Genomic DNA, 12,250 nt, shown 5'->3' with positions numbered 1-12,250 from the left:
AATGCTGTGCGGTCCTTGTAGGAGCGGCTTTAGCCGCGAAGAGGCCGGCACTGACGAAACACTGCCCATGAGGTATCCCCGTGACACCCGCCATGCCTGACCAGGGCGCCGCCGGCATCGCCACCGCCGTCGCCGAAAGCGTGCAATACCAAGGCCGCAAGACTGCCCGCCAAGGCAGCGAACAGCGCCGCCAGCTGATCCTTGACGCCGCCATGCGCATCGTCGTGCGCGATGGCGTGCGCGGGGTGCGCCACCGTGCCGTGGCCTCCGAGGCCGCTGTGCCGCTGTCGGCCACCACCTACTACTTCAAGGACATCGAGGACCTGCTCACCGACACCTTCGCCCAGTACGTCGAGCGCAGCGCGGCCTACATGGCCAAGCTGTGGGCCAATACCGAGGTCGTGTTGCGCCAGTTGCTGGCCCAGGGTGACGGCACCCCGCAGGCACGGGCGCGGCTGGCTGACGATGTAGCCCGCATGACGGCCGACTATGTACAGCGGCAACTGTTGACCCGGCGCGACTTCCTGATGGCCGAACAGGCCTTCCGTCAGGAGGCATTGCTGTGCCCACGGCTGGCCGAGCTGGTACGTGCCCATGAGCAGATCCTGTTGCACGGTACTCGGCAATTGCTGCAGGTGGTGGGTTCGCGGCAACCGGAACAGGACGCCCAAATGTTGACGGCGATTATCGAGCAGATGGAATATCAGGGCCTGCTCAAGGATGCGAATGCGCAAGCCGATGGGCAGATGCTCGCTATGCTTACCCGATACCTGCAGCTGGTGCTGGCGTCGGCCTGAGCCGAGACCGACTTTTCAAGGAGAACCTGATGAAAGCCTGGCGTGTGGTGCTGTTGACTTTGTCATTCCTGCTGCTGGGCGGTTGTCTGGTGACCTTCCATGAGCCGTTGCCGAGTAACCAGACGGCGCCCAAGGCCCTGTTGGGCAAGTGGAGCAGCAAGGACGCCTGGGGCGAGCCGCTGAAGCTGACCATCAGCCGCAGCGGTGCAGATGCCTACAAGGCCGTTGCCACGGCCAAGGGCAAGAAGCCCGAGGAATATGTATTCACCGTTTCCCGCCACGGCAACCGCTGGTACCTGTCGGCCGGCGTGCCCAAGCGCTTGGGTGGCAACTTCCTGATTGGCGGTTTCGATATCGTCGATGGCAAGGAACTGGTGGTGTACAACCTGGACGTCGAGCAGGTGCAGCAGGCGGTGGACAAGAAGGAACTGACCGGGCGTGGCACCGAGGTGCCGGAAGACAACGGCGACGGCGTGCTGATCGACAGCCCGGCTGCGCGGGTGCTGGCGTACCTGGACGACCCGGCCAACTCCGACCTGTTCGTTGAAGTGGCGCGGTTCCAGCGTACTGGCAAATGACCGCGTCGGCCTCTTCGCGGGCTTGCCCGCGAAGAGGCCGGTGCAGGTTTCGTGTACTAGAAAGGAGTCCCCGGTGGACGAATACCAGCAAACCATCCGCGCTTTGTCCGACCGCATCGTTGCGGCCCAGACCCCGATCCGGGTATTGGACGCGGTGAAGTGGGACGACAACATTCGCCAGGGCTTCCTCAAGGCCAAGGGCAAGGAGCCGCCGGCCGTCGACCGCGCTTATTACCAGTCGCGCCCGCTGGCGTTCGACTCTGGGGCGGTCAAGGCCGAGTTCCAGGCCATCGAGCGCGACATCATTCGCCAGCTTGGCCAGTTCAACCCGGTCGGGCAGATCATGAAGCGCATGTGCCGCGAATACCGCATGGTGGTGCGCATGCTCGAAGCGCGTGGCACCGAGGACTTCGGCCTCATCTCTCAGGAACTGTACGGCGCCGCCTCCGATGCCTTCCACGCCGGTGACCCGACCTTGGCCGACCTCGGCCTGATGCTCTCGGATTACCTGAACAACATCGATGGCCGTGGCGATCTCAAGGACGAACCGAAAAACCTCACCGCCAAGGAGGCCGTGGATATCCTCCAGCGCCGGCTGAACAAGGTGTTCGGTGAAGCCGAGGAAACCATTCGGGTATTCGAATCTGACGGGATCGTGGCCGATGCCGCCGCTGGCGCCGACTACATCAAGGTGCGCGCCGATGCCATGTTCAACAGCCGCGATGTGCGTGCCCTGGAAGTGCACGAAGGGCTGGTCCATGTGGGCACCACGCTCAACGGCCTGAACCAGCCGATCTGCACCTTCCTGGCCAAGGGCCCGCCCTCGTCGACGGTAACCCAGGAAGGCCTGGCGATTCTCATGGAGGTCATCGCCTTTGCTTCCTACCCCAGCCGCCTGCGCAAGCTCACCAATCGCACCCGCGCCATCCACATGGTCGAGGAGGGCGCCGATTTTCTCCAGGTGTTCAATTTCTTCCGCGAGCAAGGCTTCGAGATGTCGCAGAGCTACAGCAACGCCAGCCGGGTGTTCCGCGGCTCGGTGCCCAATGGCCTGCCATTCACCAAGGACTTGTCCTACCTCAAAGGCTTCATCATGGTTTACAACTACATTCAGTTGGCCGTGAAGAAGGGCAAGCTCGAACAGATCCCGTTGCTGTTCTGTGGCAAGACCACGCTGGAAGACATGCGCACCTTGCGCCAGTTGGTGGAGGAGGGGCTGGTCGAGCCCCCCAAGTACCTGCCCGAACAGTTCCGCGACCTTAACGCACTGTCGGCCTGGATGTGCTTCTCCAACTTCCTCAACCACCTGAGCCTGGACCGTATTGAAGCCGACTACGCGAACATTCTCTGAGTGCTGCCGCCTGCTGGCGCTTGGCCTGGTCCTGCTGGGCCTTGGCGGCTGCAGCAGCCTGCTGTTCTATCCCGAGCGTGGCCAGGCATTCACCCCCGAACGGGCCAAACTCGACTACCGCGATGTCACCCTTGCCACGTCGGACGGCCTGCGCCTGCACGGCTGGTGGTTGCCGGCCAAGGCGGGTGTCGAGGTGAAGGGCACGGTACTGCATTTGCACGGCAACGGCGGCAACCTGCCTGGGCACCTGGGGGGTAGCTATTGGCTGCCGGAGCAGGGCTACCAGGTGCTGATGATCGATTACCGCGGCTATGGCCTGTCGCAGGGCACACCGTCCCTGCCAGAGGTGTATGAAGACATCGCGGCGGCCATGGCCTGGCTGGACCAGGCACCCGAGGTCAAGGGCAAGCCGTTGGTGCTGCTGGGGCAAAGCCTTGGCGGTGCCATGGCAATCCACTACCTGGCGGCCCATCCCGAGCAGCGCCAGCGCTTCAGCGCCTTGGTGTTCGATGGCGTACCGGCCAGTTACCGTGGGGTGGGGCGCTATGCCCTCAGCACGTCATGGATGACCTGGCCGTTGCAGGTGCCGCTGTCGTGGCTGGTGCCGGACGGCGACAGTGCGATCCGTTCGATCGAGCAGTTGAGCAGCCCGCCCAAGCTATTCTTCCACAGCATCGACGACAACCTGGTGCCGATGGACAACGGCATCCGCCTGTACCAGCACGCGCCGCCACCACGAGTCCTGCAACTGACCCGAGGCGGCCATGTGCAGACCTTCGCCGACCCTACCTGGCGCCAGGTGATGCTGCGTTTCCTTGACGACCCCAGCCATTTCAACGGCCTTCGGCGCCTGGCCGAAGTGCCCAATTACCCTGACGAGAAGAACAAGCAATGAGTGAAGAACGCAACGCCATCCCGCTGATCCTGACCGGCGTCGGCAGTATCATCGTGACGGTGGGGGCCTTGTGGTACTACGGTTACCTGCATTTCGCCAAACCCGAGGATGCCCTGTTGTTGCAGGACTTCACCATGCTCAAGACCATTCCGGGCGAGGACTACAAGGTTTCGCTGGACCCGGCGCCGCAAGTGGCCCAGTGCGTCGATGGTGTGCTGGTGCTGTTCGACACCCAGCAGAAAGGCCTGACCGGCGTGCTGGTGGACAACCGCAAGCGTGCGGTGCGCTGCATGGGCGAGGACACCCCGCAGCAGGTGAAGTGAGTGTTCGGCGCAGCATTTTTTGCGCCTGTGAGATCGAGCGCCGCCCGCGTGGCGCTCGATCTCGCTGGCGCCAGAACATTACCGGCGGACAAACAAAAACCCCGCCTAGAGGGCGGGGTCGGGGTTAGCCTGCGTTACTGCTGAACCTGGCTCACCGTACGCGGTGCCACCGGCTGGTTGTCATTGGAGATGGTCACCTCCACCCGGCGGTTCTGCGCCCGGCCCGAATTGCTGCCGTTGTCCGCTACCGGGTACTCCTTACCGTAACCCTGGGCGACGATGCGCGCAGGGTCTACGCCGGCACGCACCAGCGCCATGCGCACGGAACCCGCGCGGCGTTCGGACAGGCTCTGGTTGTAGCTGGCCGAGCCGACGCTGTCGGTGTAGCCCTCGACAATCACCTTGCGCTCAGGGTTTTCCTGAAGGAACTGGGCCAGCTTGGTGATGTTCGGGTAGGCGTTGCTCTTGAGTTCGGCCTTGTTGAAGTCGAACAGCACGTCACCGAAGGTGACCAGCGTACCGCGGTCGGTCTGCTTGGCGTTGAGGCTGTCCTGCAGCTTGGCGATCTGTGCGTCGCGGGCGTCCAGCTTGGCCTGGGCGCGTTGTGCGGCGGCGTTTTTCAGCTCGCCTTCGGCGGTACGCAGGGCGATGGTCTGCTTGGCCACCTCGACACGCTGGTTGGTCAGGTAGGCGAGCTGGTCGACCTTCTTCTGGTCTTCGCGGTCCATGTAGGCCTTGTCAGCCTTGTTCAGCCAGTCCTGGGCGTCCTTGGTCTCCAGCGCCGCCACCTTGCTCGATTGCGGGTCGCTCTGTAGCGAGGAGAAGTTGGTGCGGGCCGCCTCCAGGTTGGCGTTAGGGTCGTGCGAGCAGGCAGCAAGACCGACGCTCAGGGCCAGCAGGGCGGGAATCATGACGTAATTGCGCATAGTGTTCATCCTTTGATCGTGTGCGAAGGCTAAGGTTGGCGGGGCAGGGCTCACTGAGCGCTGCGCAGGCCTTCCTCACGTACGTCCTGGACACCCTGGCGGGCGTCCTGCACGGCCTTCTGGGCCTTGGCCGCCTGGGCCTTGCGTTCGGCGAGGCGTGCGTCCCACTCGGCTTGCTGGGCCAGCATTTTGGCTTCGTCATACTTTTTGTCGTGCATGGCGATCTCGGCCTGCTTGAACTTGTCCTGGGCCGCTTTCATCTCCACGGCGGCGAACTCGGTACCGCCAGCGCTGACGGCAGCGTTCACGGCGGACTGGGTAACGGCATACTGCTCGGTAGGCGGGTTGCCTGCACAGCCGGCCAGGACCAGGCTACTGCCCAGGGCCAGCGCGGCCAGCTTGAACCCGCGTACGTGAGTGGATGACAGTTTGCTAGTGCGGGTTTTCATGGTGGTCAGCTCCATTGGATCACTCCTGATTACGACGATGTCCGTAGCAGTCCATCGCTCATTCCCTGACAAATCCGTGCGCTTCAGCTGAACGGTGCACAAGGGCAGGTGTGCAGGGTTTTAGCGTGATGGCTATTAGCTCCGACTCGATCGTTTTTCGAATGGTTCAGAAAAAAGTGATCCGCACGAGCAATTATTTCTGACTGATTGGTCAGCGAGCATTTTCTTGAACTTTCGCGGGCGAAAGCGGTATTCCGGGCCTCCAGCAGGCCCGGAACGGTGGCGCGGGGGTTATTTGTCGCTGTCGCCTGCGGTGTTGCTCAGGCTGTGCAGGTGCTGGCGCGAGAGTGACAGAAAGCGTGGGGTAGGCCCCACATCTTCGTACATCGGGTCGCCTTCTTCATCGGTGGCGATGACTTGACGGCCCTGCACATAGGGGAAGCTGGCCTCCACCTCTTCAAGGGCGGCGGCTACCAGTTCGCCGAGCAATTCCTCGGCGGTGCGTTTGGGGTACATGTCGATCAGCGCGGCCAGACGCGCCTCTGACTCCAGGTCAAGGTGCAGGACATGGCCCGTGCGGCTGAGGGGGCCGGCGGCATTCTGTTCCCAGTGCTGGGCGAGTTCACGGATTTTCATGATGACCTCTGGTTACGCCTGCTAAGGCTGCATGGCATGGGAGTGCTATGCCTTCACTTTAGTTTGCTTTGGCCGATCACGGCTTGCCATTGCCGCCAGCCTGGGGGCACTCTTCGGGAGAGCTGTGTACAGGAGTGCGCCAGAGCCGCGCCAAAGAGAGGGCCAATGACCGATATCGATGTGCGTTTGCGTGAAGATGTCCATGTGTTGGGTGAGCTGCTGGGCGAAACCATTCGCCAGCAGCATGGCGATGCGTTCCTGCAGAAGATCGAGGACATCCGCCACAGTGCCAAGGCCGACCGGCGTGGCCCCGGCGAGCAACTGAGCTCGACCCTGGCTGACCTGGCCGAAGAAGACCTGCTGCCCGTGGCCAGGGCGTTCAACCAGTTCCTCAACCTGGCCAACATGGCCGAGCAGTACCAGTTGATCCGCCGTCGAGATGCCGACCAGCCCGAACCCTTCGAGGCCCGTGTGCTGCCCGAGTTGCTGGCGCGCCTGAAGCAGGCCGGGCTTGGCAACGATGCCCTGGCCCGGCAACTGGCCAAGCTCGACATCCAGCTGGTACTGACCGCACACCCCACCGAAGTGGCCCGCCGCACCCTGATTCAGAAGTACGACGCCATCGCCGGCCAGCTGGCTGCCCAGGACCACCGCGACCTGACTCCGGCCGAACGCCAGCAGGTACGCGAACGCCTGCGCCGGCTGATTGCCGAGGCCTGGCACACCGAAGAAATCCGCCGCACCCGCCCCACGCCGGTAGACGAAGCCAAGTGGGGCTTTGCCGTGATCGAGCATTCGCTCTGGCACGCCATCCCCAGTCACCTGCGCAAGGTCGATAAAGCGCTGCTGGAGGCCACCGGCCTGCGTCTGCCGCTTGAAGCCGCGCCAATCCGCTTTGCCTCGTGGATGGGCGGTGACCGTGACGGCAACCCCAACGTGACTGCCGCCGTCACCCGCGAAGTGTTGCTGCTGGCCCGCTGGATGGCCGCCGACCTGTTCCTGCGTGACATCGATGCACTGGCTGCGGAGCTGTCCATGCAGCAGGCCAACGAGGCGCTGCGCGAACGGGTTGGCGACAGTGTCGAGCCCTACCGCGCCGTGCTCAAGCAGTTGCGCGACCGGCTACGGGCCACGCGTGCCTGGGCGCATTCGGCATTGACCAGCAGCCAACCGGCCAGCGCCGACGTGCTGGTGGATAACCGCGACCTGATCGCACCGCTGGAGCTGTGCTACCAGTCGCTGCACGAATGCGGCATGGGCGTGATCGCCGAAGGCCCGCTGCTGGACTGCCTGCGCCGCGCCGTGACCTTTGGCCTGTTCCTGGGTCGCCTGGATGTGCGCCAGGACGCCGCTCGCCACCGCGACGCACTGACCGAGATCACCGACTACCTGGGCCTGGGGCGCTATGCCGACTGGGATGAAGAGCAGCGCATCGAATTCCTCCAGGCCGAGCTGAAGAACCGTCGGCCCCTGCTACCTGCGCATTTCAAGCCGCAAGCGGATACCGCCGAAGTGCTGGCCACCTGTCGCGAAGTCGCCGCCGCACCGGCTGCCTCCCTGGGCTCCTACGTCATTTCCATGGCCGGTGCCGCTTCGGATGTGCTGGCGGTGCAACTGCTACTGAAGGAAGCCGGCCTTACCCGCCCCATGCGCGTGGTACCGCTGTTCGAAACCCTGGCCGATCTGGACAACGCTGGCCCCGTGATGCAGCGACTGCTCGGCCTACCAGGCTACCGCGCCGGGCTGCGCGGCCCGCAGGAAGTGATGATTGGCTACTCCGACTCGGCCAAGGACGCCGGCACTACGGCGGCGGCCTGGGCGCAGTACCGGGCCCAGGAAAACCTGGTGCGCATTTGTGCCGAACATCAGGTTGAACTGCTGCTGTTCCACGGCCGTGGCGGCACGGTAGGGCGCGGCGGTGGCCCCGCCCACGCGGCGATCCTGTCGCAACCGCCGGGGTCGGTGGCGGGACGTTTCCGCACCACCGAGCAGGGCGAGATGATCCGCTTCAAGTTCGGCTTGCCGGGCATTGCCGAGCAAAACCTCAACCTGTACCTGGCTGCCGTGCTCGAAGCTACGCTGTTGCCACCACCGCCTCCGCAGCCCGCGTGGCGCGAGGTGATGGACCAGCTGGCTGCCGATGGCGTGAAGGCCTACCGCAGCGTGGTGCGGGACAACCCCGACTTTGTCGAATACTTCCGCCAGTCGACGCCAGAGCAAGAGTTGGGGCGCCTGCCACTGGGCAGTCGCCCAGCCAAGCGCCGCGCTGGAGGCATCGAAAGCCTGCGGGCCATCCCGTGGATTTTCGGCTGGACCCAGACGCGCCTGATGCTGCCAGCCTGGTTGGGCTGGGAAACCGCGCTGAGCAACGCATTGGCCCGTGGCCAGGGCGAGCTGCTGGCGCAGATGCGCGAACAGTGGCCGTTCTTCCGCACCCGTATCGACATGCTGGAGATGGTGCTGGCCAAGGCTGATGCGCAAATTGCCGAGGCCTACGACGAACGTCTAGTGCAACCGCACTTGCTTCCTTTAGGTGCACACCTGCGCGACCTATTGTCGCAGTCCTGCGAGGTGGTACTGGGCCTGACCGGGCAGCCGGTGCTACTGGCGCACAGCCCCGAAACGCTGGAATTCATCAGCCTGCGCAACACCTACCTGGACCCGCTGCACCGCCTGCAGGCCGAGTTGCTGGCCCGCTCGCGCAGCCGCGAAGCCGCTCTGGACAGCCCGTTGGAGCAGGCCTTGCTGGTGACCGTGGCGGGCATTGCCGCCGGGCTGCGCAACACCGGCTGAGGGCACGTGCAGGCTGCCGAGTATGTGTGCCGTGCAGAGCCTGCATGGGTAAGGGGAGGGTGGTTGCGCCGGGCGCAACCACCTGCCAGGTCAGCCGCAAGTGGCGCATTCCTGCAACTTTGGGACGCTTGTCTGGCTGCCGGGCGCTGTGTATCTTGAGCAGCCTTCTGACCGATTTTGGGTCATACCCGATTTTCCGGACTTGGCCCTGGTTGCCGAATCCATTGAATTTCATAAAAAAATTTGAGGAGCACAAGATGCGCGTAATTCTGCTGGGAGCTCCCGGGGCCGGTAAAGGTACTCAGGCAAAGTTCATCACCGAAAAGTTCGGTATTCCACAGATCTCCACCGGTGACATGCTGCGTGCCGCTGTCAAGGCCGGCACCCCGCTGGGCCTGGAGCTGAAGAAAGTCATGGATGCCGGCCAGCTGGTCTCCGACGAGCTGATCATCAGCCTGGTCAAGGAGCGCATCGCTCAGCCAGATTGCGCCAACGGCTGCCTGTTCGACGGCTTCCCACGCACCATCCCGCAAGCCGAAGCCATGGTCGCTGCCGGTGTCGACATCGACGCCGTGGTCGAAATTGCCGTGGACGACGAAGAAATCGTTGGCCGCATGGCGGGCCGTCGCGTGCACCTGGCCTCGGGCCGCACCTACCACATTCAGTACAACCCGCCGAAAGTGGAAGGCAAGGACGACGAGACTGGCGAAGACCTGATCCAGCGCGACGACGACAAGGAAGAAACCGTTCGCCATCGCCTGTCGGTCTACCACAGCCAGACCAAGCCGCTGGTGGACTTCTATCAGAAGCTGTCGGCCGCCAACGCCGGCAAGCCGAAGTACAGCCACATCGAAGGTGTCGGCTCGGTTGAAGCCATCACCGCCAAGGTCCTGGCAGCCCTGAGCTGATCCAGCGCCTGACGCCCATCGACAACGGCCCGCTAGCGGGCCGTTGTCGTTTATACTGCCGCTCTTTTCCCTGCTCCTGGATACCTGTTCGATGACCACCCTGCTGGCCCTGGATACCGCCACCGAAGCCTGTTCCGTCGCGCTGCTGCATGACGGCAAGGTAACCAGCCATTACGAGGTGATCCCACGTCAGCACGCGCAGAAGCTGCTGCCGATGATCAAGCAGCTGCTGGCCGAGTCGGGCGTTGCGCTGAATCAACTGGACGCCATAGCCTTTGGCCGCGGCCCGGGCGCCTTCACCGGCGTGCGTATTGCCATTGGCGTGGTACAGGGCCTGGCCTTCGCCCTGGAGCGCCCGGTGCTGCCGGTTTCCAACCTGGCCGCGCTGGCCCAGGGCGCATTGCGCGAGCAGGGCGTGCAGCAGGTGGCAGCCGCCATCGATGCGCGCATGGATGAAGTGTATTGGGGGTGCTACCAGGCCACAGCGGGCGAAATGCGCCTGGTCGGGCATGAGGCGGTGCTGCCGCCCGAGCACGTGGCGCTTCCAGCCGACAGCGCTGGTGAGTGGTTTGGCGCCGGCACCGGTTGGGGCTATGCCGAGCGCCTGGCCGTGCAAGTTGCAGCCAGCAATGCCAGTGCCTTGCCCAATGCACTGGACATCCTCAGCCTGGCAAGCTTTGCCTGGGCCCGTGGCGAGGCAATCGACGCCGACCAAGCGCAACCGGTATACCTGCGCGATAATGTAGCTACGCCGAAGAAGCAGTGAATGCTGTTCGTCGGTTACTGCCGGTGAAAGCAAAACCTTCTGCGCGATCTGTGGTCCAGTTATCACTTAAGCATTAGCGACGGAACTCTGATGCTGTTAGATTGCCATCATTGGTCCTGAGTATTCATGCCATGCGTATCGACGGTTTCTCATCGCAGTCCTACCTGATCAAGCGCACACCGCGCAAGGCAGCGGTGCGTGACGAGGCCATCGACGACGCAGAAGTGATCGAAGACAGCCAGGATGCACCCGTGGAAGCCACCGCCCGCCGTCGCAGCGGTGGCCTGCCGGCCCGCCAGCAGGACATGATCTTTCCCCGCGCCAGAGACCGCCGCACGGCTACCGCACTGGCCAGCTACTTGAGCACTGCAGGTTTTACCGACTGGGACATGGAAGTACTGGGGCTCGACCTGTACATTTGATGGATGAGTCCATCACCACTGCCTTACTTTCTCGGTTGCCCGTCGTGGAGTGAAAACGCCTGGCGGGACTACCTGTACCCCGCCGACGTCAACAGCAATGAGATGCTTGGCCTCTACAGCCAGGTGTTCAACGCTGTCGAGGGCAATACTACCTTCTACGCACGCCCCGCCCCAGGCACCCTTGCCCGCTGGGCGCAGGTGATGCCCGAGCACTTCCGTTTCACTGCCAAGTTTCCGCGGGACATCAGCCACGAGGGCGATCTGCGTGACCAGCTTGAGGCTGCCTTCGATTTCACCCGGCTGATGGCCCCGCTGGGTCAGCGGGTATCGCCATACTGGTTACAGCTTCCGGCCCAGTTCGGCCCATCACGGTTAGGCGAGTTGTGCCATTTCCTTGATGAAATCGGTACGCCGGTGGCCGTGGAAGTTCGCAACCAGGCCTTCTTCGCCAAGGGTGAGGACGAGCGCCTGCTCAACCGCCTGTTGCACGAGCGCGGCGTGGAGCGCATCTGCCTTGACCCGCGTGCGCTGTTCAGTTGCACCTCGCGTGACACGGCCGTTTTGCACGCGCAGTCCAAGAAGCCCAAGGTGCCACCACGCCCCGCAGCCTTCAGCCAGCACCCGCAAGTACGCTTTATCGGTCACCCGGAGCTGGAGGCTAACGAGGCCTTCCTTACCCCTTGGGTAGAAAAGGTCGCCGCCTGGATCGAAGAGGGCCGCAGCCCTTACATCTTCCTTCACACTTCGGACAATCGTCTGGCCGCAGCCCTGGCCCAGCGGTTCCATCAACGCCTGATGGCACGCCTGCCGGGCCTCGCTTCTTTGCCTGAATTGCCGCGCGCGCCCGAGGTCGAACAATTGGGGCTACTCTGACCTTTCCCTGACTGCCGGAGGTTGATTCATGGATGTGCAAACCCTGCGAGCCGAAGCCTTCAAGGCACTGCATGAACGTAATGGCGCGTTCGTCATCCCCAACCCGTGGGATGCCGGCTCCGCCAGGTTGCTGGCCAGCCTGGGCTTCGAGGCGCTGGCCACGACCAGTGCCGGCCTGGCCTTCAGCCTGGGCCGCCCGGATGCCGAAGGTGCCTTGAACCTGGAGGACACCCTGGACAATGCCGGGGAGATTGTCGATGCGACCCCCTTGCCAGTGGCTGCCGACCTGGAAAACGGCTTTGGCGACCTGCCCGAGGATTGCGCCAATACCATCTTGCGTGCCGCTGAAGCGGGCTTGGTGGGCGGCTCCATCGAGGATGCCAGTGGCCGTAGCGAAACGCCCATCTATGACTTTGGCCTGGCGGTGGAGCGCGTTCACGCCGCGGTGCAGGCTGCCCGTAGCCTGCCGTTCCCGTTCACCCTGTGCGCCCGGGCAGAAAACCTGCTGCACGGGCGGATGGACCTGGACGACA

General features: G+C 63.6%; 14 protein-coding genes. 11 read left to right on the top strand and 3 right to left on the bottom strand.

The window, feature by feature from the left end; all coding sequences use genetic code 11:
• Positions 1-92: 92 nt before the first annotated feature.
• The 5 genes from APH36_RS02625 (at position 93) to APH36_RS02605 (ending at position 3,944) form a co-directional block, all read left to right on the top strand.
• Positions 93-797, top strand: coding sequence for a TetR/AcrR family transcriptional regulator (locus APH36_RS02625; protein ID WP_060497370.1), 705 nt, complete (start codon positions 93-95; stop codon positions 795-797).
• Positions 798-826: 29 nt separating this feature from the next.
• The gene (locus APH36_RS02620; RefSeq protein ID WP_060497369.1) at positions 827-1,375 is read left to right on the top strand and encodes a hypothetical protein; all 549 of its coding nucleotides are present in this window, start codon (positions 827-829) and stop codon (positions 1,373-1,375) included.
• A 73-nt stretch (positions 1,376-1,448) separates the two neighbouring features.
• The gene (locus APH36_RS02615; protein WP_060497368.1) at positions 1,449-2,726 is read left to right on the top strand and encodes a flavohemoglobin expression-modulating QEGLA motif protein; all 1,278 of its coding nucleotides are present in this window, start codon (positions 1,449-1,451) and stop codon (positions 2,724-2,726) included.
• A complete protein-coding gene (locus APH36_RS02610) occupies positions 2,698-3,621 on the top strand; it encodes an alpha/beta hydrolase (protein ID WP_060497367.1) in 924 nt (307 codons plus the stop codon). The genes APH36_RS02615 and APH36_RS02610 overlap by 29 nt, the downstream gene beginning before the upstream one ends.
• Positions 3,618-3,944: a hypothetical protein gene (locus tag APH36_RS02605; protein WP_060497366.1), complete on the top strand. Its 327-nt coding sequence runs from the start codon at positions 3,618-3,620 to the stop codon at positions 3,942-3,944. The genes APH36_RS02610 and APH36_RS02605 overlap by 4 nt, the downstream gene beginning before the upstream one ends.
• Before the next feature lie 134 nt (positions 3,945-4,078).
• Here APH36_RS02605 and APH36_RS02600 read toward each other — a convergent pair whose 3' ends face one another.
• From APH36_RS02600 to APH36_RS02590, 3 genes are all read right to left on the bottom strand, one after another.
• On the bottom strand, positions 4,079-4,870 hold the full coding sequence (locus APH36_RS02600; protein ID WP_060497365.1) for an OmpA family protein: 792 nt from the start codon (positions 4,868-4,870) through the stop codon (positions 4,079-4,081).
• A 50-nt stretch (positions 4,871-4,920) separates the two neighbouring features.
• Positions 4,921-5,334, bottom strand: a complete 414-nt coding sequence (locus APH36_RS02595; RefSeq protein ID WP_060497364.1) for a DUF4398 domain-containing protein — start codon at positions 5,332-5,334, stop codon at positions 4,921-4,923.
• Positions 5,335-5,610: 276 nt separating this feature from the next.
• Positions 5,611-5,955, bottom strand: a complete 345-nt coding sequence (locus tag APH36_RS02590) for a hypothetical protein (RefSeq protein WP_060497363.1) — start codon at positions 5,953-5,955, stop codon at positions 5,611-5,613.
• A 165-nt stretch (positions 5,956-6,120) separates the two neighbouring features.
• On the opposite strand from APH36_RS02590, the gene ppc reads away from it, so the two are divergent.
• The 6 genes from ppc to APH36_RS02560 form a co-directional block, all read left to right on the top strand.
• Positions 6,121-8,748, top strand: coding sequence for a phosphoenolpyruvate carboxylase (gene ppc, locus APH36_RS02585; protein ID WP_060497362.1), 2,628 nt, complete (start codon positions 6,121-6,123; stop codon positions 8,746-8,748).
• A 257-nt stretch (positions 8,749-9,005) separates the two neighbouring features.
• Complete coding sequence (gene adk, locus APH36_RS02580; protein ID WP_016712963.1) at positions 9,006-9,656, top strand: adenylate kinase; 651 nt, start codon at positions 9,006-9,008, stop codon at positions 9,654-9,656.
• Positions 9,657-9,747: 91 nt separating this feature from the next.
• Positions 9,748-10,422, top strand: a complete 675-nt coding sequence (gene tsaB / locus APH36_RS02575) for a tRNA (adenosine(37)-N6)-threonylcarbamoyltransferase complex dimerization subunit type 1 TsaB (protein ID WP_060497361.1) — start codon at positions 9,748-9,750, stop codon at positions 10,420-10,422.
• A gap of 131 nt (positions 10,423-10,553) precedes the next feature.
• Complete coding sequence (locus tag APH36_RS02570) at positions 10,554-10,844, top strand: hypothetical protein (protein ID WP_060497360.1); 291 nt, start codon at positions 10,554-10,556, stop codon at positions 10,842-10,844.
• Positions 10,845-10,847: 3 nt separating this feature from the next.
• Positions 10,848-11,717 (top strand): DUF72 domain-containing protein, encoded by an 870-nt coding sequence (locus APH36_RS02565; RefSeq protein WP_060497359.1) that lies wholly within the window; start codon positions 10,848-10,850, stop codon positions 11,715-11,717.
• A gap of 28 nt (positions 11,718-11,745) precedes the next feature.
• Positions 11,746-12,250: isocitrate lyase/phosphoenolpyruvate mutase family protein (locus APH36_RS02560; protein ID WP_177337070.1), on the top strand; the 505-nt coding region annotated here is incomplete at its 3' end.

The sequence above is a fragment of the Pseudomonas sp. NBRC 111133 genome (assembly GCF_001320605.1).
GTDB lineage: Bacteria > Pseudomonadota > Gammaproteobacteria > Pseudomonadales > Pseudomonadaceae > Aquipseudomonas > Aquipseudomonas monteilii.
This window is presented reverse-complemented; position numbering and strand designations above follow the sequence as displayed.